The organism is Brevibacillus sp. HB2.2, from assembly GCF_013284275.1.
GTDB classification, from domain to species: domain Bacteria; phylum Bacillota; class Bacilli; order Brevibacillales; family Brevibacillaceae; genus Brevibacillus; species Brevibacillus brevis_D.
This window is the reverse complement of record NZ_JABSUV010000038.1, coordinates 1-25,524: the sequence shown is the minus strand read 5'-3', so window position 1 is coordinate 25,524 and position 25,524 is coordinate 1. Positions and strand designations below refer to the sequence as shown.

Genomic DNA, 25,524 nt, shown 5'->3' with positions numbered 1-25,524 from the left:
AATGAACATAGCAAAAGGCCAGTACCCATCGTCTATACAGGTACTGGCCTTCTTCATGGGGATTCAATGGGAATTTGTACTTCTACATACGTATCGCCCCCATGCGGGGATTGCAGATAGTTTTCTCTGCCGGGCTGATTTTTTTTGATCCGGTATTGATTGCGCTCTATCCATTTTGCCAAGTCAATACAGGCCGTAGAAGGAACGAATGGCTCTACACGTTGGACCAGGGTGGCCATCATCGGTTCCTCTGGCAGCATACGTATTTCCAGCATGTCGGATGGCAAGGCAATGTCCTGTTTGAGTACATAGCCGATCTCTAATTCGAATGCCGTCTCGTCTCTCTCCGACTCCTTCCATAAAACGATGGAGGAAAGCATCCTTCTCCGCTGCTTGCCTGCATAATGAGCCAGCCGATCAAAAAGCATCGGAATCTCTTCCACCGTCCCTTCTGAACGGAACGAAACAACTTTTTGGGCTTCGACTTGTTTAAAGACAACCTCTTGTTCTACGTAACCCTTTTGCTCAATCGATAGCAAACGCTCCTTGATTCGATTCAATCGTGCTTGCTCCTCCTCAAGAAGCCGTTCCATCTCCCTTTCTTTTTGCCTGAATATGCCCTGTAGTTGGTCTATGGACATCTCTTCATGCAATAATTGCTGAATTTGTTGCAGCGTAAATCCCAAGTCCTTGTACATGAGGATTCGATTGAGCGTAACCAATTGCTCTGCTGCATAAAACCGATAGCCAGTCTCTTTATCGATATCCGCTGGCTTTAAAATGCCAATTTGGTCATAAAAACGAAGCGTTTTTAGGGACACTCTGCTCAATCGGGAGAATTCACTGATCTTAAACATGGAAAAACCCCACTCTATCGTCCCCTTGACTTTCCCCTGTACAGGAACGTTTATAGTTTAAAAAAAATCATGCTTAGAAAAGGAGCAATGCGAAATGGATTACGACATTTTTCACTTGGGGGATGTTTGCTTGCAGTCAGGAGTGACACTACCCCATGCATTTATTGCTTACAAAACGTACGGCACGCTCAACGCAGCCAAGGATAACGTCATTATATTTCCTACATCGTTTGGAGACCAGCATTACCAAAACGAATGGCTTATCGGGGAAGATAAGGCTTTGAACCCGAATCAATATTTTATCATCATTCCCAACATGCTCGGCAACGGGCTATCGTCCTCCCCGAGCAACACGGCAAGCCCGTATGATCAGTCCCATTTTCCACATGTTACGATCTACGATAATGTCGCACTTCAGCATCGACTCATTACGGAGAGATTTGGCATCAAAAAAATTGCGCTGGCTACTGGCTGGTCGATGGGGGCCATCCAGGCTTTTCATTGGGCGGCGCTCTACCCAGATATGGTCGAAAGATTGGCTCCTTTTGCCGGAACCGCAAAAACATGGCCACATAACATCGTCTTGATCGAAGGCATCCGAGCAGCATTGCAAGCCGATGTAGCTTGGAATAACGGGCAGTATACTGCGCCTCCCGAGGTGGGCTTACGTACCTTGGGTCGCGTTTATGCGAGTTGGGGGTTTTCACAGCCATTTTACCGAGAGGAATGCTATAAAGCTTTGGGCTATGAGACACTTTCCGAATTTATCTCGGGTTTTTGGGAGGAGAGCTTTGTTCCTTCGGATGCAAATGACTTGCTGGCGATGATGTGGACGTGGCAGCATGCCGACATTAGCCAAAATGATAGGTACAAGGGAGACTTTGAGACAGCGTTACGAAGCATCCAGGCACGAACGGTTGTGATGCCTGTACGGACTGATTTGTATTTCACGCCAGAAGACAGTGAATATGAGACGAAGCACATCCCTAACGCTACCTTTAAGCCAATTGAATCAATCTGGGGACACTTGGCTGGGTTTGGGCTTAACCCTGCCGATACCGCTTTTATTGATAACACGTTAAAAGAACTGTTGCGAACGAACTGAAAATACGAAGTAGAGGGACACCTCTAATGGTGCCCCTTCCTTATCATTTTGCCAGGAGTGACTCGACGGATTCAGCTATATCCTCCGGCAGAAACTTTCGAACTGCTTCAAGAGTATGGCTAATCTTTTCACACTGTTCATCCTTTAATCGCAAATAGAACCTTCTATTATATCCATTCAGCCAATGCTCGACATACAGGATTGCATCATCGCGTATTTGTTTTTCCTGCACAGCACATGCCCGTAATAATAATGAAATACTGTCCGCCTTGTTCATCTTCGAAAATAAGAAGAGAATGTTTTTCTTCACATGAAGGCCCACATCTTTTTCAAGCATCTCCCAGAGAATATCCGTATGACGAAGCTCTACTCGATCCGCTAGTATTTGTCTTGCTTCACGGGATGCGCTTCGTTTATTGGTTTGTAGCGCGCGGATAAAAGCTTCAATGTGATCATCCGGATTCAGCATAGCGAGTGCCTTCACGGCTGCTCTTTGTATTCGTTCATTTTCATGGTGCAAAAACGGGAGAATTGATTGATCATCTTCTTTCACACCCGTTTCCCCTACTCCCACAATCGCTATTGGTATCACCTGCTCCTCGGCATCTATCAATTTTCCCCGATAGAAGGCAACGAGATCGATCTTCTTGTCCCTCAAATAAAATCGGGCCATTTCACGGATGGATTTATGTCCATCAAGCAGAGCCGCAAGCAACGCGTCGGTCGATTCCTCAGGAAAGCGATCCACATAAGCTTGTAGGGCTAGTTGGCGAATCGAAGGAAAAACGTCACGTCGAATTCGATCCAGCCATTTTCGCAGACGCTCATTGTCGTCCTGTTTGCACATATGCCTAACCGTCTGGAGCCTGATCATGGCATCCTTCTGATTCAAAGCCGCTGCAATGACCTCATCTGGATCGACATCATGTAGGTTGAGTGCCAAATCAAAGCAAAATCGCCGGACAACCGGGTCTTTTGAGCGAAAACCACTGCGTAACACGTCCCGGTTATCTGGATGACGAAACATTGCGTCGATCTCCTCTAGGAAATCGGAGAACTTTTCACGGCTATAGTAGGCGGACAAATGCTTCAACAAGAAAATCGATTCGAGAAAGTGTTTCACATAATTGGGACGGAATTTCACCTTGCACGCCTTAAACGCCAGATAACGCATTTTGGGCTGCCAATCATTCAAGCGGATTAACAAAAAGGGAACCTCCGCACCCGTAACCTGTTTTAACAACACTTCAATGGCTGCTTCCCTTACATATCCATTTCGATGAAAGCTGCAAATTCCGATGAAGCTAAGGTCTGCCTCATCGTTTATCGAAAAGTTCCGGATATCCTCCGGCAACAATTCATGCCACGCTGCCAACTGGTTACTATTTGAATAAGGGGTCAATCTCCGTATGTATTGATCCAAGCCAATGAAATCTTGTTTACGCAGGCGTGAGGCTATTTGATGGACAGCCGCAAGCGCTGCTTTTCGTACTTCTTCTCCTTTTTCCAAGGCAAATGGTAATAGAAAGGTCAGAGTGATCATGCTGCCCATCTTGCCCAAGGAGTGGAGAATTTCTACTTTTCTTTCGTCCGATCTATACAGTTCCTCAAGAAGCCCTTGTTCTTTCGGCGTCAATTGCTTCATGTCGATCCTCCTCTTTATCTAATGAATCAGACTGTATCAAATAAGTGCTCAAATAAAATGCGTGCAAGCCCTAAATCGTTTCACATAAAATGAAGTGGAGAAAAAAGGAGGGATTTCCAAATGGCCTCATTAATTTATCATGTTGCCGTATCGTTAGACAATTTCATTGCCGATCAAGCCATGATGGACGGAAATATCGACAGCACACTCTTTTTATTTGAGGGAGAACATGTACCCGACTTTTTATCTGAAATTCAGGAATATGATGCTGTGCTGATGGGCGCCAAAACCTACGAGTTTGGGTTCAAATTTGGTGCCAAGCCGGGTGAGCCAGGCTATAAGGGAATCAAGCATTATATTTTCTCAAACTCCATGCAGTTTGAATCCAATGTAGAAGTTGAGCTGGTCAAAGGCGATGCCATCGAATTTATCAAGAATCTCAAACAGCAAGAAAACGGCAAGCTATGGCTGTGTGGGGGCGGTGTATTGGCAGGAGCGTTACTGGCACATCAACTGATTGATCAATTAGTGCTGAAAGTGAATCCGGTGATGGTCGGTGAAGGTGTCCAGCTATTTGGAAGTGCGAAGCCACGTCTCAAACTCGAGTTGGTGGACATGAAACAGTACGCGAACGGTGTTACGAAGCCTACTTACAACATTGTTTATCTATAATTTCGCAAAATGAATAAGAGAAACGGGACCACATCAATCGGCCCCGTTTCTTTTTTGAAATTAACAAGCTAATATTCTTCGGTACCTCCGTTATCAGTGCTATGTGGTAGCTAGCAAAGCTCCCGTTAAAGTGATAGCACCGATAGCATTGGCAGTCCCGTCATTCGTTAGTGCGACTAATGAATACGTGACGTTCCCCGTTCCAGGCGTTAAATCAACGTGGTTTATACTCGTTGCTTCAAATGTGTTATTTCCAGCTGAATGATGATTAATGCTAAAGATTATAGTAGCTCCACGTAAAATTTGCAGTTGGACGCTCGTAGTCCCCGCGGTAGATTCCCAGCCGACGACCCCCGTTAACCAAACCGTGTTGCCAGCTGCTACTCCTGTCATTGTGATCGTTTTAAGCGTTGTTGCAACAGTAGTCAACGGGATGGCCGAACTTCCTACAGTATTTGGAGTGTTCTGGGATACATGGAATTGTTGGAGAGAACCTGTTGGGCCGGTGGCTCCCGCTGTTCCTGCTGTTCCAGTAGCTCCCGTTGGGCCGGTGGCTCCTGCTGTTCCTGCTGTTCCGGTAGCTCCCGTTGCGCCAGTGACTCCGGCTGTACCTGCTGTTCCGGTAGCTTCCGTTGGGCCGGTGGCTCCTGTGGCTCCAGCTAGCCCCGTTTCGCCTGTTTGACCCGTAGCTCCTGTAGTTCCAGCTAGCCCCGTTTCGCCTGTTTGACCCGTCGCTCCTGTAGCTCCAGCTAGCCCCGTTTCACCTGTTTGACCCGTAGCTCCTGTAACTCCAGTTACTCCTGTTTCCCCGGTTTGACCGGTCGCTCCTGTAGCTCCAGTTACACCCGTTTCGCCTGTTTGACCCGTCGCTCCCGTAGCTCCAGCTAGCCCCGTTTCCCCGGTTTGACCCGTCGCTCCTGTAGTTCCAGCTAGCCCTGTTTCGCCTGTTTGACCCGTCGCTCCTGTAGCTCCAGCTACACCCGTTTCACCTGTTTGACCCGTCGCTCCTGTAGCTCCAGCTACACCTACACCCGGTTCACCTGTTTGACCCGTCGCTCCTGTAGCTCCAGCTACCCCTGTTTGGCCCGTCGCTCCAGTAGCTCCTGTAGCCCCAGTGTCTCCGCCAGCTGCTCCAGTTGCCCCTGTCACTCCCGTTGGCCCTGTGGCCCCAGTCGCCCCAGTCGCACCCGTTGATCCTGTCGCACCTGTGGCTCCCGTCACTCCTGGAGGATCAGGCGGGTCAGGCGGATCAGGTGGGTCTAACGTCGGTCCTGGGAAAATGCCGGACAACCGTGGGGAGGGAATATCAGTGGCAATATCTTCTTATTGAATGCGTTAGCCCGCTTATCGTTAATTTTCGCTCTCTCCTTCCGAAAAATTTTTATCGTAAGGATCATCATCCTTTTTCAGACCATGTTGTTTGCACCTTATCCATTTGTAATCGCCTAGTTTGCGATTTTATAAACTATTCATGTTATGCTCATTCGTTGTATGTCGTATCTCTTACCACTCCAGACAAAAGAAAAAAGATGGAGAATTCCCCTTCATGGAATTCCCCATCTTTTCATTACGTTACATCCTGCAGCTCTCGAGCTGGAACTTCTGCTGCTTTTTGAATTTCAATTTTCCGTATGCGATGCTTGTCTTTCTTTCTGATTGTAAAGACGAGATCATCGTATTGCCATTGGATACCTTCTTTGAGCGTCGGATTTTGACTGTATAGCCAGCCCCCGATGGTATCGAGTTCTTCTTCATTAATATTCGCGTTAAGCAAGTCGTTAACCTCGGAGAGAAGTACCTTTCCGTCCACGATCACATGGCTATTCTTTTCCACGATTTCGATCTCGGCTTTTTCCTCCGCGTCGAACTCATCACGGATCTCCCCTACAATTTCCTCCAAAATATCTTCGATCGTCACCATTCCGGAGGTACCGCCATACTCGTCAATCAGGATAGCGATATGTGTTCTTTGTTTTTGCATTTTTTTCAAAAGGTCTTTTACAGGAGTCGCCTCTGAAACCATTAAAAACGGTCGGATGAGCTTGGAAAAATCCAAGTTTGGATCATCGGCATAATTCAGAAAGAACTCTTTCGTGTTAATCATCCCGATAATATGATCTTTGTTTTGCGATATAACCGGGAAACGGGTATATTGCTCTTCTTTCATGATTCGCAGGTTTTGCTCAAGGGTATATTCCTTGTGCAAGCAGCTCATATCTGTTCGCGGGACCATAATCTCCCGAGCCAGCATCTCGTCAAAAGCAAAGATATTGCTCACGTATCCATACTCAGACTGATTAATTTTTCCGCTCTCATAGCTTTCCGTCAGAATGATTCGCAGCTCTTCTTCTGAGTGACTTTCTTCGTGCCCCTTGGTCGGTTTCATACCAAATGAACGCACAAGTAGAGCAGCCGAGCCATTCAGCACCCAGATCGCAGGGTACATCAATTTATAGAACCAAATAATGGGTTTCGCACAAAGTAAGCTAACCGCTTCTGCCTTTTGGATCGCCACTGTTTTCGGTGCCAGTTCCCCGACAACCACATGGAGAAACGTAACGAGCGAGTAAGCAATCACAAACGACAGAACTGCAACGACTTGTTCGGGTAAATACGGCGTAAGAAATGGGCTAATGATACTCTCAATCGTCGGTTTCCCCAAAACCCCCAAGCCAATGGCTGTCAACGTGATTCCCAACTGACACGCTGACAAATATCCATCCAGGTTACTAACTACTTTCTGAACAGCAAGAGCATTCTTTCTCCCTTCCATGACCAGTTGGTCTACACGGCTTGGGCGAAGCTTTACAATTGCGAATTCAGTTGCCACAAAAAAAGCAGTAGCAAAAATCAGAAAAGCAATTAGTAACAAATTCATGGTTAGCAATAGCCTATCCCCTCTTCATTAGAAGTCTTAGGTTTTCATTGTACGAAACTCCTTCCTTTCACATCAACATTCGCTTATATCCGATTTCGTCTTCATTGTTTGGTTATAGGCAGTTTTGCTATTTCAGGTCTCTCACCCTCACAATTACTAACTACTGGTATAACATACTCACTCGATCGTCCCCAGCTCCAACACGACCGGACAATGATCGCTTCCCATCACCTGTGAGTCAATTCCCGCCCTGAGCAACGACGGAGCCAATCTCTCAGACGCGAGAAAATAATCAATACGCCACCCGATATTCCGCTCTCTTACTTTCGGCATGAAAGACCACCACGTATAGGCATCTGTTTGATCCGGATAAAAATATCGATAGGTATCCACAAACCCAGCTGCCAGCAAGCTTGTCATCTTCTCACGCTCTTCAAGAGTAAACCCGGAATTACCGCGATTGGACTTCGCATTTTTCAAATCAATCTCTTGATGCGCGACATTCAGATCCCCACAAACCACCACGGGCTTCTTCCCATCCAGCTGCAATAAGTAGTTCCGAAACCGATCCTCCCATTCCAGCCGATAATCCAATCTCGACAAATCACGCTTCGCATTCGGGGTATATACGGTGACCAAGTAGAAATCTTGGAACTCCAACGTAATGACTCGTCCCTCAGGCTCATGATCTTCTTCCAAGCCGTAACGTACAGATAATGGTTCCATTTTTGTAAAAACAGCCGTTCCGGAATAACCCTTTTTCTCTGCGTAGTTCCAATATTGATGATACGCCTCGCCGATCTCCATCTCGATTTGACCTTCTTGCAGCTTCGTTTCCTGCAAGCAAAATATATCGGCATTCGCTTCCTAAAAGTACTCGTAAAAACCCTTGTTCACGCATGCGCGAAGTCCATTTACATTCCAAGAAATCAATTTCATCATCGCTAATCTCCTCGTCGCTATTCGTTAGATTCCATGGTACACTATCTTTGTTTTCAATTATAGGAGGTTCCGATGATGGACATTGCAATGGGCATCGCATTCATGAGACTTCGTTAAAATCGACAATACCCTATGTAGGCTCAACCATTTTGAAAAACGGAATGGTATGGGTTTATTTTTGTTTGATTGATTTTAACTATTCATGAATGAGGTGTTTTTGTTATGTCAAAAAACAATGTAGAGCACATGCTTGCACTCGCGAAAAATAACGGAATCCTAGTAGACCCCACTACCGTGAAAGTAAATGAATCCGGCTTGGATTTTCTTGCGATTTTTGCGAGTACGATAGATGGTGTTCCATGGGTATTGCGCCAACCGCGCCGGGACGATGTTGTGGAGACAGCCCGTTATGAGAAAAGGGTGCTAGATCTCGTTGCAAAACATCTGCGTGTCGAAGTACCGGATTGGCAGGTTCACACCTCTGAATTCATCGCTTATCCGATTCTCGGTGGCACACCGATGGCGACGATCAATATGGAAACCAAAAATTATGACTGGTATTTGAATCCCGAATCCCTACCTGAACTGTGCATCCAAACGTGGGCGGAAGCATTGGTGGAATTACACGGTATTCATCATGATCTCGCTCGAGATGCTGGTATCCGCGTCAAGCAGTCTAGCCAAGCACGAGCAAGCCTTCGAGAAAAGATGAATGAAATCAAACGCGTCTTTGGCGTTTCTGGGGCGCTATGGGATCGATGGCAAAAATGGCTTGCAGATGAGACATTCTGGCCTGCTCACTCTGCACTTGTGCATGGTGACCTCCATCCGGGGCATATCCTGGTTGCTGAAAACGGCAAGGTAACAGGGTTCCTGGATTGGACGGAGGCAGAAGTCTCTGACCCTGCTATTGATTTCACGGTCGTTTACCTGTTGTTCGGAGATACTGGCTTGGCCGATTTCATCCAACGGTATGAGAAAGCAGGAGGCCGTGTATGGTCACGTATGCATGAGCATATCGTCGAAATGACGTCTGCGTATCCCGTCACTCTTGCCACCTTCGCATTGAAATCAGGGCTGGAAGAGTTCAAGATCATGGCACGACAAGCTCTGGGTGTCGACGAAAACGGCATAGAGATCACTTCCTAGATGAACCAACCACCGTCCCATATTGGAGGCGGTGGTTTTTTATGTAAATAGCTACATGGAGCCATTTCCCACTTGGAAGTAAGGTGTTACAATGAATCGGCTCATTTGGACAATCCTTTACTAAATAGATGGAGTGAATAGGATGAAACGCGGACTTCTTATTGGCATTGGTGCTGTAGTCGTAGTTGCAGGCGTGCTTTCCATTCCTGTTGAGGCAGAACCTTCACCTGATACACGGGTCATATTGGAGCACACGAACAAGAGGTATATTTCACCGCCCTGTTATGAGCAAGCCAACAAAACGAACAATCTAGCCGAAGCCGATATTCGAAAAGCGCAGGAATTGAATTATCAGCCAGAATCCAGCTGCACGGCAAATTCACTTGCCCCCATCAAGCAACCGATTGCTTCCGTACTCGCCGTAAATCTCGGAATCAAACAAAGCCACTGGGATTGGTAAGTGGAACCGTAACAAGGCTTCGACCATAAAAAAGAGCGTTAGCTTCAGCAGCTAATGCTCTTTTTTTGCTTAATAGTAAGGAGAAATCATGAGGTAAACAATGACACCCGTCGCACTGACATACAGCCACATCGGCATCGTCCAGCGGGCGATTTTTTTATGCTTTTCCACCTTCATGTTGAGTCCACGTGCAGTCGTAATCAGCGCAAATGGAACGATGATTACCGACAACAGAATATGTGTAATCAAGATGAAGTAATAAATCGGACGCAGAATTCCCTCTCCCCCGTAGGAAGTACTAGGTGCCATTCCGTGGTAGATCACATACGAAACCAAGAAGAGAGCTGTTGTAGAGAAGGCTGCAAAAATATATCCCCGGTGCATCTTTATGTTTTTGAACTTCACGATGGAAACAAGCGCGGCAATCAAAAATATAAAGGTAAAACTGTTCATGACCGCATTAAAAAACGGCAGAAACGTCAAGTCGAGATGGCTGAAATCATTGTTTTTCGGCATGAAGTACAAGATGGCGACAAGCGTGTTAATCGCTATGGTGAGAATAACGATAATCGGTGTATAGTTGCGTTGTTTCATTCTTATGCTCCTTTTTTCTCAGATCATGAATGAGTATCCCGCTTTAGTCTACCCATTGACGAGCCCGGACATTGGCTGCCGCAAACGGTTAACCAGTCCAGTCATCCTAATGATAAACGAAGTAGGTATGCCGTACAAAGGCGATTTGATGAACAAAAAAGAGGACCAACAAATGTTGGCCCCCTTTCGTTATTTCTTGTTTGATTGCTCGTCCAGCGGTACTGCCTTGTTTATTCCGAGTGTAAAGAAGCTAATGACCACAATCGCCAAGAAGACAATCCCGGCAATCAGGGAGACGCGTGTCTCATCATTGATCCACATCCCGATGAGTACCATGATGAGAAAAGCAATGGTCAAATAGTTGGACACTGGGGCAAAAGGCATTTTGAATGGATGGTTGTCCATTTCAGCACCCTTTGCTTTTCGGAATCTGATTTGACTGATCAAAATGACAAACCACGGAACCATACCAGGTAGCACACTCGCACTGTACACGTACACGAAGAGATTTTCTGGGGCAATATAGCTTAAGATAACCCCAATACCGAGGCCGATCAGAACACCAATCGTACCTAACAGCGGCACACCATTCGAAGATAGTTTGGTAAAAACTTTCGGCGCTTGGCCATTTACACCTAAGGTATAAAGCATACGCCCTGCACTATAAATCCCGCTATTACAGCCAGACATGGCAGCAGTGATCACGACAAAGTTAATGAGACCTGCCGCTGCGGTAATACCAATTTTCGCAAAGGTAGCAACGAACGGACTACCGATTGCCTGCAATTGATCCCAAGGGTAAACGGTTACAATAACAAAAATCGCACCAATATAGAAAATCAAAATGCGCCAAATGATATTTTGAATCGCACTTCTTAATGTTTTTTTCGGGTCTTTTGCTTCCCCTGCTGTAATCCCGATGAGCTCGACACCTTGATACGCCCCAATCACCAAGGAGAGGGCAAAGAAAAAGCCTGTCCAACCGCCCGTAAAGAACCCGCCATTTTCCCACAGATTCGATAAGCCGATTGCGTTTCCACCATTTCCAATACCAAAGAAAATCAAACCAATCCCTGCAAAAATCATCAAAACGATCGTTACAATCTTGATCATGGCGAACCAAAACTCAAATTCACCAAATGACTTCACAGAAACCAGGTTCGCTACACCGAGTATCACCATGGCAATAATACCAGGTACCCAAGCCGGCAAATCTGGGAACCAGTACTTCATATACGTCCCGACAGCAATGATCTCTGCCATCCCGACAACGACCCACTGGAACCAGTTACTCCAAGCCGTTATATAACCTGCTATCGGATGAATATACTTATGCCCAAAGGTTGCGAATGAACCAGTACTTGGTTCCAAATACAGCATTTCACCCATTGCACGCATGATGAAAAAAATAAAAATTCCTACAATTGCATAAGCTAGCATGACGGATGGTCCTGTCCATTTGATCGTGCTGGCAGACCCCATAAATAGCCCAACACCAATCGTACCGCCCAAAGCAATCATCTGAATATGACGGGCTTCCAAGCCTCTCTTCAGTTCCTTGTTTCCCACGTAAGCTTCCTCTTCCTCTCTGCTGTTGGCGGTATTTCGGATAGCTTCTAGTCATTCTCGTTTTATTGATTGAAAAACGGCCCCTTACATATCTCTTCACTTCTTATCAAGCATTCCTACTAGTTAGTAAGATTATTCACCTCTCTTGCCTTACACTATATTGGTAGATTACTTCATATATTTTAATATGTTTTTATAATATCTACAATTATATTTACAAGGAAAATACTTGATAATCAAATATAATTGCATTCAACCAGGAGAAAAATACGTGACAAATCAATTAATTCTGAATGTGATTCTACTTATATAAGGAAGCAGTATGAAAATTCCCCAGCAAAGAAATACTATCAGCGATTTCAAAATAGGAGGAAATGGAACCATGGAGCACTATTTGGCCGAACAGTATCGAGAAGGGCTGCAAGCTTTTGGACAGCTGATGCCAGAGGCCTTGCGAACATATAATGAATTCACCAGCCAATGCTTTTCGTCCGGTGAATTGTCATCTAAGCATAAGCACTTGCAGGCACTGGCTATCTCCCTTTACTCCGGAAATGAGCACTGTATTGTCTATCATTTGGAAGCAGCTCTCAACGACGGAGTTTCCCAAAAAGAAATTGCTGAAACAGTAGCAGTAGCCGGAGCATTCGGCGGTGGAACTACCCTTTCGCATGGCGTCATATTAATCAATGATGTGATGGAGGAAAAACAGGGAACGATTCAATGAGAAGATGAACGAAAATTCCTGTACCACTGCGTTTATAAAAGCATACAAAAGCACAACAATCGCCGAGATCTCCCTCGAACGATTGTTGTGCTTTTTGCCTCCTCGATTATTTAGGATGAAGTGCTCTTGCCATCGCATCTATATAGCTTTGGCTGGCTCTCTGGCTCACTTCCGCTTCGGGGACAAATACTTCAAAGCAGTGATAGCATCCGGGATACAGATGAAATTCTACGTCTACGCCCGCTTGTGCAAGGCGCGTCACATATTCGATCGTCTCATCTCGGAACAGATCAAGCTGTCCTACGCACGTATACGTCGGCGGTAGCCCCACCAAGCTTTCTGCTCTCGACGGCACCGCATATGCGGATACTTGACTGTCGTCGGCACCTTCGCCCAGGTACATGCGCCACGCAGCCAAATTATTCGGACGGTTCCAGGTTGCATTCTCAGCCTCGATTTCATAGCTCGACGCTGTATGATTACGGTTATCGATCATTGGATACAACGGCATCTGGAAGATAAGGGCTGGTCCCCCTTTGTCGCGAGCCATTAAAGCAAGTGCTGCGGTCAGCCCTCCTCCCCCGCTTGCACCAGCAATCGCAACCCGATTCAAATCGATCCCGAGTGACTCAGCTTCGTCTGTCATCCACGTTAAACCAGCGTAACAGTCATAGATAGCAGCAGGATAAGGGTGCTCGGGGGCCAGACGATAATCAACTGATACGACGACACAATTAGCCGCTTGTACAAAGCGTTCGCATAGAGCGTCATCCATATCGGGGTGCCCCATCACATAGCCACCTCCGTGAATCCACAGCATAGCCGGAAGCTTACTACCTGTTCGCTGGACGGGCTCGTATATTTTCGCCAGCATCTCTCCTGCTGCGCCTGGAATCATTCGACTTGTAGTACGTACATGCTCCGACTTCACAATAGGCGGATTTTTCAGCATGGCCCTGCTCGACTCCAAATTTTCTTCCAGTTGAAAACCAGGGAATTGTGCTAATGTTTGCCTTAATTCCGGCAGTACTCGACGATGAAAATCCACGTGAATCCCTCCATTAAGCAAATGTTGATTCTTGCTCTGTCTCTGCTTCCCACTTGGTTATTTCCTCTCGCACCCGAGGCGCTACCTCTGTTCCTAGCAGCTCAATGGCTCTCATTACCTGATCATGGGGCATCGTGGATATCGGCACATACATCATAAAGCGCGTCATGCCTACCTGTTTGCGAAGGTGGATGATCTTTTGAGCTACTGTCTCCGGATCACCTACATACAATGCCCCCTCCAAGCTGCGTGCGGCATCGAAGCTAGCACGGTTATAATGGGCCCAGCCCCGCTCCCTTCCGATTTTATTCATTCCTGCTTGGGTAGAAGGAAAGAATGTATCTGCCGCCAGTTCCGTTTCCTCTGCAACAAATCCGAGTGAATGGGACCCAACCGTTAATCGCGATACATCATGGCCAGCGTGCATAGCCACCTTCTTATAAAGCTGCACAAGTGGTGCAAACTGTCGCGGACTTCCACCAATGATCGCCAGCATCAGTGGCAATCCCAGCAGACCCGCACGAACAACAGATTCCTGATTGCCTCCGCTACCAATCCATATGGGTAAAGGATTCTGAACGGGCCGTGGATACACGCCCAAATTCTGAATAGCTGGCCGATGACCGCCCCTCCAGGTTACCTTTTCGGACGCCTGTATTTTCAGGAGCAATTCCAAATGTTCTTCAAACAGCTCATCATAGTCATTCAAGTCATAGCCGAACAGGGGAAAAGATTCGATAAAGGAACCGCGTCCCGCCATAATCTCTGCCCGTCCATTCGAAATGCCATCGAGCGTAGCAAAATCTTGAAAAACACGCACTGGATCAGCCGAAGAAAGCACTGTCACTGCACTGGTCAGCCGAATCCTTTTTGTCAGTGGCGCAGCCGCAGCCAGCACCATGGCTGGAGAAGAAGCAGCATAATCCTTGCGATGGTGTTCACCTATGCCAAATACATCAAGCCCAACCCGATCAGCGAGGACGATTTCCTCGACAACTTCACGCAATCGCTGTGCATGGCTCATCACTTCACCTGTCTGAACATCCGGTGTCGTTTCCACAAACGAAGTAATACCAATCTCCACAGACCATCTCTCCTTTTGCAAACCTTTATAATCAACAGCTCTGGAAGCAGAATAGTTCCATTTTGTATATCTTCATTTTGAAATATTTCAGTAGCTCTATTTCCCTGGGATAGCCGAAACGCGTCTGGTCACTGCCCAATACATCAGAGCCAACGCACTAACAGAGGCTCCGAGCGTGCATACTCCCTCCCAACCAAAATGCGCATATATATAGGTCGAGGCAATGGAGCCAGCAGAAGAGCCGATCGAATAGAAAACCATATACCCCGCCGTAAGCCGACTCCGCGCCTCTGCGCCCAAAGTGAAGATCATACTTTGATTCGTAACATGCACCGCCTGTACCGCCAAATCAAGCAAAACAATGCCGATCGCCAAGGCAAATAGCGACTGTTCTGTATAGCTGATTAGCAACCACGATAGTAGCAATAGACTCAAGGCAAAACCCGTCGTTCTCTGTCCGTAGCCTCTATCTGCAAGCTTCCCTGCCCTCGCTGCGGCTAACGCTCCAGCAACCCCTGCGAGACCAAACGCCCCAATCGCCGTATGCGACAGAGATAATGGCGGTGCACTAAGCGGCAATACCACTGGCGTCCACAAAATGCTAAACGCAGCAAAAATCAGCATCGCTAGAACAGAGCGAATACGTAAGAGCCGTTCTTGGGCGAACAACATCAGTACCGATCCAAGCAACTGGAGATAGGATAGCGATTTTACCTCCCGTTCCCTATTTGGCAATACCCGCAATAACACGCAAACCAGTAACAATAGAAATGCAGCAGAGACCAGATATACGGAACGCCACCCCGCTAGATCTGTTAAAACTCCCGCAATGGTTCGTGCTAGAAGAATGCCAATGACGATTCCACTTGTAACTACTCCAACCACTCGCCCTCGCTCAGCAGGAGCAGCCATGGTCGCCGCAAATGCAACAATCGTCTGCGTCACAACAGCAAGCAATCCGACCGCTGCTATACCTGCGAATAGTACCGTGCTGGTGGAAGCAGTCCCTACGATAACCAGTGCTACCACAGATAAAAACATCTGACCGATAATCAAGCGACGCTGGTTCAATAAATCGCCGAGTGGCACAAGTAACAACAGTCCTACCGCATAAAAGATTTGAGTAAGGGTGATCAGAATCCCAATGATGGAATAGTCAATTCTGAAATCACTCGACAAATGATCAAGTAGTGGCTGCGCGAAGTAGATATTCGCAACTGACATCCCGCAAGCAACCGCAAACAACAGTGTTACATAGCGCGGCATGGGAGAATTAGCCGTTACCTTTTCAATAACTTCCTCCATCTGACTTCACCTTACCTCCTTTCATTTTTGGTTTAATCCACAATAACATACCGATCGGTACGTTATTGTGCCCAGTAAATATATCCCAACATTTCTTTTTCTGTCAACACCATTCTTTTTAAGTTCGAATAAACCAACCTTAAATTGACAAAGCATATAAAAATCAATAAAATATAAAATACCATTCAGTACAAAAAGGTTTGTTGACCGTTACATAGATTCCAATACATAAGTATGAAAGGAACTCTTTATGGCAAGAACACGCGAATTTGACGAAGAAAAAGTACTTGATGCGGCTATGCAGCTTTTTTGGGAGAAGGGGTATGAAGCTACCTCATTAAGTGATTTAACTTCCCGAATGGGTATCCAGCGCCCCAGTATTTACTCAACCTTTGGAGACAAAAAAGAATTGTTCGAAGCCGCACTACGCAGATACACGATGTCTCGAGCTTTGGAGATACGAACGAAGCTTCAAAACACGCCATCCGTAAAAGAGGCATTTCGCCATTTTTTTAAAGAGGTGGCCGACGAGGAATATACGGAAGGTCTCAGCCGAGGATGCTTTTGCATTAATACCATGGTCGAGCTAGCCCCTCATGATGAGAAATTTGAGATTTTGACAAGGGAACACCAAATGTACCTCTCTGTCATTTTTCAAGAAACGATTGAGCGAGGTATCCAATCAGGTGAACTCGATTCGAGTATAGACGCAAAAGCTACCGCCCAAGCGCTTATCGTATCGTTAATTGGACTGACCGTAATTTTGAAATCTCGTCCAAATCGATCATTTGTTGATAATTCAATAGAGGTTACGCTTACGTTACTTAAGTAAGCATTAGGACCAGCTTGGACAAAAAAAAGACCAACATCTGTTGGTCTTTGGTCTTTCAATCTATCACTACAACTACTGTGTACGCTCCAATTTAAAACGCTGCACCAATAACTGCAACTCTTCCGCAATGTTGGCAAGATGCACTGCCGATGCTGCCACTTCCTCCATCGAAGCATTCTGTTCTTCACTGGCTGCTGCGACTTGGTCGACCTCTTGTGCAGTGGCTTGGCTCATGGCGCTCGATTCACCAAAGGCTACAAGCATCGCCGTATTTGATTGCATTAACCGTTCGCTGACGCGGGCTACTTGCGCGAGATGCGCGTCAATGCGGTTAATGGCCTCATACATCTCCGTAAAACGCTGCTCAACCGATTGTGTCAAATCACTTCCCGCTGTAGCAGAATCCACGCCTTCCTCCGTTCGTCTAACCATGTGAAGGACGCGATTCTGAACCTCTCCGATCAAACTGTCGATCCTTTCAGCAGCAGAGCCTGTCTGATCAGCCAGCTTGCGTACCTCATCAGCGACGACAGCGAACCCGCGACCTTCTTGCCCGGCGCGCGCCGCTTCAATAGCAGCATTCAACGCAAGCAAATTCGTCTGAGAGGCGATATCCTGGATGAAATTCGTCACCCCACTAATTTCTTCAGCAACCTGTTTTAATTCCTCCATCTCCTGCTTAGAACGGGCAGAATGTTCCACGATCATATTCACCTGTTGTCTTGCCGCTCCAAGGGACTCCTCTCCGGTATTAGCCAGACCTGTAATGAGCTGCGACATTTCCGTGCTCTCACGCAGGATGCGGATGGCATCATCCAGCTCCTGTTGGGCTTGCGTTGCCGATTGCTTCACGGTATCTATACTCTGATTCATATCGGAAGACATGGACGCTATTTCTTGCATGGAGGTAGCGACTTGTTCAATCGTTTGCACGTTCTCCTCCGAATTCGCAGACAGATGGTGGGAGGAAGCAGAGATTTGCTCGGAATGATCGGTAATTTGACGCAGGACATCGGACAACGATTGCGACATCGTATTGAAGTTGGATTGCAGCTGCCCAATCTCATCCGTTCTTCCACTCTCGATAGACCGGACCGTCAAATCCCCCTGCGCGATTAAGTCGGTCAGTTGCTTCAATTGCAGAATGGGTCGCACCGTGCTTTTCATGAATATCCAAACGAACAGGGCAATGAGAGCAAGCAACAGTACGATGAACAAAAATGAGGTCCGCAACAGTGGCCCCGTTTTTTGATTGATTTCATTCCAATCTATCACGGAAACGACGTTCAATCCGAGTGAATTTTGCTTGTTGAAATGATAATATTCACGAAGCTCGTCATCATCCACTTCGAAAGAACCCTCCGCTCCATCACGCATCACTTGGAAGCGATTGTCTTCAAGCGGCTTGCCCTGCGGGAATCGTGGATGCGACATTGTCACATTGTTCTGATCGAATAAGCTGACATATCCCTTTTCTCCGATCTTGTACGTCTTTACCAGCTCGTTTAAGTGATCAATAGAAACGTCGATTCCCGCTACCCCTTTACCATCGGAGAGCGTCTTGGCAAACGTAATCACGTAACCTCCGCTTATCGCGTCGATATAAGGTGGCGTCACAACTACCTGCCCTTTATGCTGCATCGCTTCCTTGTACCATTCACGGGTAGTCGGATCAATTTCCTTTTTCGCCGAATTGTAATATCGATTGTCGTAGTACATGAACGCAGCCAAAACATTATCGATGTCTTTCTCTATGTTGCGAATGCGATCATAGATATACGTATCCGCACTTTGCCCCGGCGGAACTTGAACATCCGCAAAGCTATCGATCGTAGCAGAATAATCCTCGTACGAATTATTGAGCACTTGTGTAATCATCGTGGTAACCGATTCGACTTGGGACAACAATTCGTGCTCTAACTGGTTGCGCGCCAGTTGTGTCAAGGTCAGGCTCAGAACGACAGAGGGAACAACAATAAGCAAGACGAGCAAAAACAGGATCTGCTTAGATAGCGATGCTTTATAACCAGTAATCATTTTCTTTATCATCTATGATGACTCCTCTCTAGTGAAGTAGAATAACGAGTTGCAACTCAAACAACGCCTCACCGGTCGTTAGAAGGCGCGTTCCTATCAGGCCAGATTCATACCTATGCCCATCTTTTCTACATGAACATTTCTGCAAAGTATATTTTCCCTGTTAGTACCTATTTGAAACTTCAGGGCATCAAACAAGTAAAATTTGGAAAACTTCTTTCCGATACAAATAATAACCAAAAATCAGTAATCCGCATTCTGGATTGGCTGCCGTTTTGGCCAACAACTCGATTCATGAAAGGAGGTATCATCATTCATGTTCTTTGTTACACCTAGATACGCCATAAGCTCGTCCGCCCAGTATAGAAGCCCGGGAATTCACCCACAGATGAAAGCACCGGAGCACGACAGTAACAAAAAGCAGGATCATCTAACGATTAGCCAGCAAGGCCTACAGCTAAGCAGTGGGAACAACTCTCCCAATAAGAATAAGATGCTGCAAAGCCTTATGGAACAAAAGCAAGCGATGCTAGAGAGACGGAACAACTACTATGCGGATGCGGTTGAAAAACTGACAGACCCAAAAGTCATGAAAGAACGACTGGATGAGATGGACAAACAGATCGAGGAAATCGATACGCAGATGAAACTAATTCAGTTGGAAGAACAACGCAAGGCGAGAGGCACGGATGAAGAGCAGAGCAAGGAACAGAAAGCTTCCGATATCGCCCCCAAACAAGATGAATCCCTACAATCCTCCTCTACCCTCCATGCTGTTTTAACGGCAACCCACCATCTCAAGAATATGCACAGTGTAAAACGGGCTCAGATTACCTTGGAATTAGAGGCGAAGGCGTGGGAACCCGCGTCAAAGGACGGAGATTTTACGAAGTCAGAAGAACTGAAGCGGAAGGCAGAAGGCTTAGACGGCAAACTGCTGAAGATGGCTGACGAGATCGACAAAAGGCTTGAGAACTCTCAAGATGCTAATCAGGCAGAGCATTCTTCTAACGACAAACAAACAGATGAGCAAAAGAAAAACCCTTATCTGCAAAAGCGAATGGAAAGCCAACAAGTGTCTGGATCTACCATCGATTGGATTGCATAACTTATAAGCGAGGAACCTCCTGCTGCTACACATTGATAGCTCTGGAGGTTTTTTCAGTTTGTTTTCAGAGGAAAATACCGGGAAACCCGGGCGAATGGCTATCCAAGCGACTATTAAACGATTGTTTAAAATGGCACAAAGGCCACCCTCAAAGGATGGCCTTCTGCTAACATCGCGTCACCCTCGGAATTGTTCCTTCGAGCCTGTGTCCCTGTGACTGGCGATCAGTGATTGCTGGAGCGTGTTTCGTATGCACCTGGTTTATGTCTAACTTTTTCTTTTAACATCACTTGTAAAATCAGTGCAGCAACGATAGCGATCGCCACGCCACTCATACCTAGCCACGTAATTGACGATAAGGATACTTGATCAACAGCGATGCCTCCAATTCCAGCCCCTGCCGCCATCGCGAGCTGCATCATAGATTGGTTTAGACCAAGCATTACCCCTGAATTATTTGGTGCAATCCGAACTAAATTAAACTGTTGCGTTGGTCCCGAAGACCAAGCGGCGAAGGACCATAATACCAAGATCGCGATCACCGTAAACGGTTCATGTGAGATAGATACGGTAATGGAGAGCAAAATGAGAGCTGCAACATGCAGAAGCATTCCACCAAGTAATGTAGGAGATACTCCCCATTTGTCCGTACTGTAACCACCGAATTTGGAACCAATCAGACTAGCTAAACCGAACACCAATAAAGCGCTACTCAACAAATTTTCACTTATATCAGCGGCTTCGAGAAGATAAGGAGATATATAAGTATAGGCAATGGAATACCCACCCAGCCAAAAGAACGTAACCGATAAACCAAGCCCGACTTTCGGGTTTTTCAACAGTGCTAATTGCTTCGAAAGAGGTACGGGTACATCTCCTTTTACTTGTGGGATCGTGCGGGACAGGACAACCATCGCCAAAAGACCTGCAATTGCAATAAACCCGAATACAGATTGCCATTCAAATGCGGCTGCCGCTACTCGTCCAAGGGGAACACCGATAATTAAAGATGCTGTAAATCCCATAATGACAGTTGCGATCGAACTTGCCTGCTTGCCTTCAGGAGAGATCTTGGCCGCGATATCTAACGCAGTCACAACCACCATTCCAGCACCTATAGCCATGATCACACGGGCCATAATAAAGAATTCAAACCCCTGAAGAGCGAACGACAGTATATTGGCAACTACGAAAATTCCTAGTGCACTAACAAGAAGCCTCCGCCTATCCATTTTCGCCGTTATGGCCATCATCACAGGAGTTAAAATGGCATAAACAAATGAAAAAATAGTAACCAGCTGCCCTGCCGCTGTAATGGAGATACCCATCGTATCCGAGATCTTATCCAGAATGCCGGAGATTACATACTCTGAAGTACCCACTAAAAAACTGACCAATGACAAAAAGTAAACCTTCCACGTATTCGACATGAATTGCACCCCTCGAAATTTAGACATATTAAGATATGTCGATATAAAACTCGGAATAAAACTGAATACTCCATGAAGCATTCAGTTTCATTCGATCATATTTGACTGCTAAAAAAAGCACCTATTTCACGTATTTTTTCTTCGTCCCTGGTATAGTACGTATATTTCCCAATACGCTCCGTCTTGATTAGCCCAGCGCGTTGGAGAATGGACAAATATTGGGACGCAGTTGACTGAGTCATATTCAATTTCTCAGTGATTTGACTGACGCATACCCCGATCTTTCTCATATCCACTCCTTCATGGGGTATAAAATGTTTTTCAGGCTCTTTTAACCAATGTAGAATTTGGAGTCTAGACTCGTTGGACAGCGCTTTAAAAATTTCAATTGGATCCATACGTATTATTATATCGGGAATTGTCGATATGTCAACAACCCTGAAATGACACCCACCCATGAGAGCGGGTGGGTTTTTTCAAAGATTCCGTCATTACTGGCTCAACGAATCAAGCGAAGTACGAACATGATTGGCAAACGAATAGTTATTTCTAGCATCCCAGTTGATAGACCAGGTCATAACTCCTTGGAACTGCGGATAACCAGCTGGATTTTGGAGTTTGTAGGTTCCCCCAAAAGACGTACCCTTTACCAAATAGTGAAGGGCTTTCTGGATATCGGCAGGAGACGTATAGCCTCCCCCGGCAGCACTTGGAGCAGAGGGCAGCCCGATCGCGACTTGGTTTTCCCTCAAGGCTGGAAACATGTTGTTTGGATTCCGCCCAATAGGGAATCCTTTCAACAGCATTTCTGCCATCGCTACTTGGAAATCAGCCGTTCCTTGTTGATACGTACGACCATCCAATGCTTCCAGCGCTCCAGAATTATAGTGCTGAACGTGGATATAATTCATCCGGTCACGAAGGGCATGAATCACAGGCAGATACGCGCCCCACGGCCCACCATAGGCAGCGTAACCTCCTTGGACATAAGCCGTTTCTGGCGCCATTGTCAAAATGAAAGATGGGCCAAATGTATTCGTGATCGTTTGAGTCGCTGCGATCAAGTTTATAATTTTGGGCGTTGTCGGATTTCTAAAATCAGTGTCCCCCGCATTTAGCGACAAGGAGCTTCCTTCCAGATCAATATCCATACCATCAAACCCGTACGTTTGAATAATCGAGGTCATCGAGGTAATAAAACTTTGTTTGGCAGCTTCCGTCGTCAGCTCGACTGTACCATTCGCTCCGCCAATCGAGATGAGGACCTTCTTCCCCTTTGACTGTAACAAGGCGATATCCGACTTAAATTCCTCAACGGATGCATTGAACGGCACGAATCCCATTGTCGCATGATCGCCACCGACTGGTTCAGCGAACGCAACATTGATTACATCGTATTTATCTGAGACATCTCTTAGCTTGAGTACTATTGAACCATTGTCAAAATTATGCCAGTAGCCGATCAAAACTCGTTTGGACACCGGTTCATTAGGGGATGTAGATAAAGTGGTTACCGTTATCGAGGCGCTGGGTGGGGATACATTACCTGCGGCATCTTTTGCCTGGATCGTGAATGAATATGTCGTATTTGCTAGAAGCCCTGTCACGGTATAGGATGGTGTACTCGATATACCAGCGAGTGTATCTCCGTTGTAGACGAGATACTCCTTAACAGCTCTATCATCCGTAGAAGCTGACCAAGACAAGCTAACTGAACTACTCGTTTTCCCTACTTCACTAAGATTTGTGGGGGACGTAGGTGGAATGGTATCGGGAGCAGAGGGACCTTGCAGTTGCCACAGTGTCGGTACGTTAGGCGGTTCCCACCCGACAAGCGATGTATGAGCAAATGTACATTTGTAATCTTGCCCTTGATACGTAACCATGTCTCCTACCTTGTATACGGTGTTGGGAGTCCACGGTGTCATGGCGTGAGAAGACTGCGGGAATAGCGAAAAAATTAAGAGAAGCGATAGTACTACCAAAACTCCTGCTTTTCTCATCAAAAAATACATCAAACAAAGCCTCCTTCATTATTTACTTGTGCAAAAAAGATGCCTCATACAAATGAGCTAATATAAAGATATACTTATATTTGAAAAAAATGTATTTTTTTGAATAACATATACATAAGAAAATCTCTATCGAGGCTTTTCACAGAGGGCGACTACGTTTTTGCGGAAAATTTTCTAATGCTCCAGAATAACATCGTTGACAACGTTTTCACAGAATAATAGAATACACTTACGACAAGTTAACTATGATGGAGATTGGGAGACTCATACTTTTTGGCACTTTCATTTTTGAAAGCGCCATTAAAGTATGGGTTTTTTTACGTGCATCTCCGTCTTTGTTAGAAATCATCTAGGGGGAGGAATAAGATGCTCAAACTGTTTAAGCCTGCACCGCCTATTGACAGATTGCCTGACGAACAAATCGATTCTGAGTATAAAAAGCTCAGACTTCAAGTGTTTCTCGGAATCTTCATCGGTTATGCAGCGTACTATCTCATCCGCAAAAACTTCTCGCTCGCCATGCCTTATTTGATTAAAGAAGGATTTACAAGAACAGATCTCGGTTTTGCGTTATCCGCCATTTCGATTTCCTACGGGATCAGTAAGTTTGTAATGGCCATTTTTTCAGACCGAAGCAACCCGCGAATGTTCTTGCCTGCCGGTTTGATTCTTTCTGCACTTATCAGTTTATTGATGGGGGTTGTTCCTTACTTCACCTCATCCGTCACGATCATGTTTGTGATGCTGTTCCTGAGCGGTTGGTTCCAGGGAATGGGCTGGCCTCCATCCGGGCGTGTCCTCGTACACTGGTTTAGTGTAAGTGAAAGAGGAAACAAAACAGCCATCTGGAATGTTGCCCATAACGTTGGCGGAGGCTTGATGGCTCCCCTCGCTGTAGCAGGTGTTTCGATGTTCACCTGGTTTTCGGGTAATACCTCTTCCGGGTTTGAAGGTGTGTTTATTCTTCCTGCTCTGGTTGCCATTGTCTTTGGATTCATTACGTATTTCTTAATTCGCGATACTCCGCAGTCAGTCGGCCTGCCGCCTATTGAAGAATATCGCAATGACTATCCAAACAAAGAGAAGAAAACGTATGAAACAGAATTCTCCACAAAAGAAATCCTTTTCAAATACGTGTTGAACAACAAATGGGTTTGGGCAATCGCGATTGCCAACATCTTCGTCTACTTCGTCCGTTACGGCGTTCTGGACTGGGCGCCGACCTATTTGAGTGAAGAAAAAGGCTTTGATATGAGTAAGTCGAGCGTTGCTTACTTCCTGTACGAATGGGCAGGTATCCCGGGAACGCTCCTGTGCGGCTGGCTGTCTGATAAATTGTTCAAGGGCCGCCGTGGACCCGCAGGGTTTGTCTTTATGCTCGGCGTATTGATCGCTGTTCTGGTCTACTGGTTCAACCCACCTGGAAATTCCGTAGTCGATATGATTTGCCTGATCGCTATTGGTTTCCTGATTTACGGTCCAGTCATGCTGATTGGTTTGCAAGCCCTTGATTTTGTTCCGAAAAAAGCTGCCGGAACCGCTGCAGGACTTACCGGTCTGTTTGGTTACCTAGGCGGTACAGTCACAGCGAACGCATTGATGGGGGTTATCGTTGATGCCTCCGGCTGGGATGCAGGATTTATGTTGCTGACAGCTTCGTGCGCATTGGCTGCTCTTGTTTTTGCCCTTACGTGGAATGTACGTGGGCAGGAAGTCGTTAAAAATCATTAAAATAGCAAAAAGAAGGATGAAAATCGTTATGATTTTTATCCTTCTTTTTTATGGAATGAACAGCCACCGACTATTTTATCGAATAAGCTTGTCCATGGGTTATTTGTTTACATCTATTAAAAATCAAAATTGTCCGGGTCTGGACCGACGCGATGATTCTGATCCAAGCCATCGATCAGATCCATCTCTTCCTTGGTCAACTCAAAATCAAACACCGATGCATTTTCAACGATTCGATGTTCTTTTGTGGATTTTGGAATCGTTACGACACCATTTTGCAAGTCCCAACGCAGGATGACTTGTGCAATGGATTTATGATGCTTATCAGCAATCTCC

At 46.1% G+C, this 25,524-nt stretch carries 22 protein-coding genes and 1 pseudogene; 8 read left to right on the top strand and 15 right to left on the bottom strand.

The window, feature by feature from the left end; genetic code table 11:
- Positions 1-53 precede the first annotated feature (53 nt).
- Complete coding sequence (locus HP401_RS23130) at positions 54-857, bottom strand: MerR family transcriptional regulator (RefSeq protein ID WP_173606679.1); 804 nt, start codon at positions 855-857, stop codon at positions 54-56.
- 94 nt (positions 858-951) lie between these two features.
- Here HP401_RS23130 and HP401_RS23125 point away from each other — a divergent pair, with 94 nt between their 5' ends.
- Complete coding sequence (locus HP401_RS23125; protein WP_173606678.1) at positions 952-1,962, top strand: alpha/beta fold hydrolase; 1,011 nt, start codon at positions 952-954, stop codon at positions 1,960-1,962.
- A gap of 43 nt (positions 1,963-2,005) precedes the next feature.
- Here the strand turns inward: HP401_RS23125 and HP401_RS23120 are convergent, their stop codons facing one another.
- Complete coding sequence (locus HP401_RS23120) at positions 2,006-3,607, bottom strand: HEAT repeat domain-containing protein (RefSeq protein ID WP_173606677.1); 1,602 nt, start codon at positions 3,605-3,607, stop codon at positions 2,006-2,008.
- A 120-nt stretch (positions 3,608-3,727) separates the two neighbouring features.
- On the opposite strand from HP401_RS23120, the gene HP401_RS23115 reads away from it, so the two are divergent.
- On the top strand, positions 3,728-4,279 hold the full coding sequence (locus HP401_RS23115) for a dihydrofolate reductase family protein (protein WP_173606676.1): 552 nt from the start codon (positions 3,728-3,730) through the stop codon (positions 4,277-4,279).
- Positions 4,280-4,378: 99 nt separating this feature from the next.
- Here HP401_RS23115 and HP401_RS23110 read toward each other — a convergent pair whose 3' ends face one another.
- The 3 genes and pseudogenes from HP401_RS23110 to HP401_RS23100 all read right to left on the bottom strand — a co-directional run bounded on the left by HP401_RS23110 (position 4,379) and on the right by HP401_RS23100 (position 8,096).
- The gene (locus HP401_RS23110) at positions 4,379-5,569 is read right to left on the bottom strand and encodes a collagen-like triple helix repeat-containing protein (protein WP_254457154.1); all 1,191 of its coding nucleotides are present in this window, start codon (positions 5,567-5,569) and stop codon (positions 4,379-4,381) included.
- Positions 5,570-5,846: 277 nt separating this feature from the next.
- Positions 5,847-7,166: a hemolysin family protein gene (locus HP401_RS23105; protein WP_173606675.1), complete on the bottom strand. Its 1,320-nt coding sequence runs from the start codon at positions 7,164-7,166 to the stop codon at positions 5,847-5,849.
- A gap of 168 nt (positions 7,167-7,334) precedes the next feature.
- A pseudogene (locus HP401_RS23100) lies at positions 7,335-8,096 on the bottom strand (exodeoxyribonuclease III).
- A gap of 225 nt (positions 8,097-8,321) precedes the next feature.
- On the opposite strand from HP401_RS23100, the gene mphJ reads away from it, so the two are divergent.
- Positions 8,322-9,248 (top strand): macrolide 2'-phosphotransferase MphJ, encoded by a 927-nt coding sequence (gene mphJ / locus HP401_RS23095; protein WP_173606674.1) that lies wholly within the window; start codon positions 8,322-8,324, stop codon positions 9,246-9,248.
- A gap of 142 nt (positions 9,249-9,390) precedes the next feature.
- Complete coding sequence (locus HP401_RS23090) at positions 9,391-9,708, top strand: hypothetical protein (RefSeq protein ID WP_064203329.1); 318 nt, start codon at positions 9,391-9,393, stop codon at positions 9,706-9,708.
- A 69-nt stretch (positions 9,709-9,777) separates the two neighbouring features.
- Here HP401_RS23090 and HP401_RS23085 read toward each other — a convergent pair whose 3' ends face one another.
- Complete coding sequence (locus HP401_RS23085; protein WP_012684056.1) at positions 9,778-10,302, bottom strand: DUF420 domain-containing protein; 525 nt, start codon at positions 10,300-10,302, stop codon at positions 9,778-9,780.
- A gap of 189 nt (positions 10,303-10,491) precedes the next feature.
- The gene (locus tag HP401_RS23080) at positions 10,492-11,871 is read right to left on the bottom strand and encodes an amino acid permease (protein ID WP_173606673.1); all 1,380 of its coding nucleotides are present in this window, start codon (positions 11,869-11,871) and stop codon (positions 10,492-10,494) included.
- Between the two features lie 382 nt (positions 11,872-12,253).
- On the opposite strand from HP401_RS23080, the gene HP401_RS23075 reads away from it, so the two are divergent.
- Complete coding sequence (locus HP401_RS23075; RefSeq protein WP_173606672.1) at positions 12,254-12,598, top strand: carboxymuconolactone decarboxylase family protein; 345 nt, start codon at positions 12,254-12,256, stop codon at positions 12,596-12,598.
- A gap of 106 nt (positions 12,599-12,704) precedes the next feature.
- Here HP401_RS23075 and HP401_RS23070 read toward each other — a convergent pair whose 3' ends face one another.
- From HP401_RS23070 to HP401_RS23060, 3 genes are all read right to left on the bottom strand, one after another.
- The gene (locus HP401_RS23070) at positions 12,705-13,646 is read right to left on the bottom strand and encodes an alpha/beta hydrolase (protein WP_173606671.1); all 942 of its coding nucleotides are present in this window, start codon (positions 13,644-13,646) and stop codon (positions 12,705-12,707) included.
- Between the two features lie 13 nt (positions 13,647-13,659).
- Positions 13,660-14,730, bottom strand: coding sequence for an LLM class flavin-dependent oxidoreductase (locus HP401_RS23065; protein ID WP_173606670.1), 1,071 nt, complete (start codon positions 14,728-14,730; stop codon positions 13,660-13,662).
- Positions 14,731-14,826: 96 nt separating this feature from the next.
- On the bottom strand, positions 14,827-16,035 hold the full coding sequence (locus HP401_RS23060; protein WP_173606669.1) for an MFS transporter: 1,209 nt from the start codon (positions 16,033-16,035) through the stop codon (positions 14,827-14,829).
- 250 nt (positions 16,036-16,285) lie between these two features.
- Between HP401_RS23060 and HP401_RS23055 the strand changes: the two genes are divergently transcribed.
- A complete protein-coding gene (locus HP401_RS23055; RefSeq protein ID WP_173606668.1) occupies positions 16,286-16,867 on the top strand; it encodes a TetR/AcrR family transcriptional regulator in 582 nt (193 codons plus the stop codon).
- A gap of 72 nt (positions 16,868-16,939) precedes the next feature.
- Here HP401_RS23055 and HP401_RS23050 read toward each other — a convergent pair whose 3' ends face one another.
- On the bottom strand, positions 16,940-18,916 hold the full coding sequence (locus tag HP401_RS23050) for a methyl-accepting chemotaxis protein (RefSeq protein WP_173606667.1): 1,977 nt from the start codon (positions 18,914-18,916) through the stop codon (positions 16,940-16,942).
- 304 nt (positions 18,917-19,220) lie between these two features.
- Here HP401_RS23050 and HP401_RS23045 point away from each other — a divergent pair, with 304 nt between their 5' ends.
- The gene (locus tag HP401_RS23045) at positions 19,221-20,012 is read left to right on the top strand and encodes a hypothetical protein (RefSeq protein ID WP_173606666.1); all 792 of its coding nucleotides are present in this window, start codon (positions 19,221-19,223) and stop codon (positions 20,010-20,012) included.
- 224 nt (positions 20,013-20,236) lie between these two features.
- On the opposite strand, the gene HP401_RS23040 is transcribed toward HP401_RS23045, so the two are convergent.
- The 3 genes from HP401_RS23040 to HP401_RS23030 form a co-directional block, all read right to left on the bottom strand.
- Entirely contained in the window at positions 20,237-21,442 is a 1,206-nt protein-coding gene (locus HP401_RS23040) for an MFS transporter (protein WP_173606665.1), read from the bottom strand.
- A gap of 95 nt (positions 21,443-21,537) precedes the next feature.
- Positions 21,538-21,840, bottom strand: a complete 303-nt coding sequence (locus tag HP401_RS23035; RefSeq protein WP_064203332.1) for an ArsR/SmtB family transcription factor — start codon at positions 21,838-21,840, stop codon at positions 21,538-21,540.
- Positions 21,841-21,933: 93 nt separating this feature from the next.
- Positions 21,934-23,457, bottom strand: a complete 1,524-nt coding sequence (locus HP401_RS23030) for a chitinase (RefSeq protein WP_173606664.1) — start codon at positions 23,455-23,457, stop codon at positions 21,934-21,936.
- Between the two features lie 366 nt (positions 23,458-23,823).
- On the opposite strand from HP401_RS23030, the gene glpT reads away from it, so the two are divergent.
- The gene (glpT, locus tag HP401_RS23025) at positions 23,824-25,188 is read left to right on the top strand and encodes a glycerol-3-phosphate transporter (protein WP_173606663.1); all 1,365 of its coding nucleotides are present in this window, start codon (positions 23,824-23,826) and stop codon (positions 25,186-25,188) included.
- Positions 25,189-25,304: 116 nt separating this feature from the next.
- On the opposite strand, the gene HP401_RS23020 is transcribed toward glpT, so the two are convergent.
- A partial coding sequence (locus HP401_RS23020; protein WP_173606662.1) for an aldo/keto reductase occupies positions 25,305-25,524 on the bottom strand: 220 nt, incomplete at its 5' end.

Bases quoted from the DNA above. Each gene is read 5' to 3' on its own strand.
- glpT (WP_173606663.1), top strand. From the start codon at position 23,824: ATGCTCAAACTGTTTAAGCCTGCACCGCCTATTGACAGATTGCCTGAC.
- HP401_RS23035 (WP_064203332.1), bottom strand. From the start codon at position 21,840: ATGGATCCAATTGAAATTTTTAAAGCGCTGTCCAACGAGTCTAGACTC.
- HP401_RS23055 (WP_173606668.1), top strand. From the start codon at position 16,286: ATGGCAAGAACACGCGAATTTGACGAAGAAAAAGTACTTGATGCGGCT.
- HP401_RS23030 (WP_173606664.1), bottom strand. From the start codon at position 23,457: ATGTATTTTTTGATGAGAAAAGCAGGAGTTTTGGTAGTACTATCGCTT.
- HP401_RS23075 (WP_173606672.1), top strand. From the start codon at position 12,254: ATGGAGCACTATTTGGCCGAACAGTATCGAGAAGGGCTGCAAGCTTTT.
- HP401_RS23085 (WP_012684056.1), bottom strand. From the start codon at position 10,302: ATGAAACAACGCAACTATACACCGATTATCGTTATTCTCACCATAGCG.
- HP401_RS23050 (WP_173606667.1), bottom strand. From the start codon at position 18,916: ATGATAAAGAAAATGATTACTGGTTATAAAGCATCGCTATCTAAGCAG.
- HP401_RS23120 (WP_173606677.1), bottom strand. From the start codon at position 3,607: ATGAAGCAATTGACGCCGAAAGAACAAGGGCTTCTTGAGGAACTGTAT.
- HP401_RS23115 (WP_173606676.1), top strand. From the start codon at position 3,728: ATGGCCTCATTAATTTATCATGTTGCCGTATCGTTAGACAATTTCATT.
- HP401_RS23045 (WP_173606666.1), top strand. From the start codon at position 19,221: ATGTTCTTTGTTACACCTAGATACGCCATAAGCTCGTCCGCCCAGTAT.
- HP401_RS23090 (WP_064203329.1), top strand. From the start codon at position 9,391: ATGAAACGCGGACTTCTTATTGGCATTGGTGCTGTAGTCGTAGTTGCA.
- HP401_RS23060 (WP_173606669.1), bottom strand. From the start codon at position 16,035: ATGGAGGAAGTTATTGAAAAGGTAACGGCTAATTCTCCCATGCCGCGC.
- mphJ (WP_173606674.1), top strand. From the start codon at position 8,322: ATGTCAAAAAACAATGTAGAGCACATGCTTGCACTCGCGAAAAATAAC.
- HP401_RS23130 (WP_173606679.1), bottom strand. From the start codon at position 857: ATGTTTAAGATCAGTGAATTCTCCCGATTGAGCAGAGTGTCCCTAAAA.
- HP401_RS23125 (WP_173606678.1), top strand. From the start codon at position 952: ATGGATTACGACATTTTTCACTTGGGGGATGTTTGCTTGCAGTCAGGA.
- HP401_RS23040 (WP_173606665.1), bottom strand. From the start codon at position 21,442: ATGTCGAATACGTGGAAGGTTTACTTTTTGTCATTGGTCAGTTTTTTA.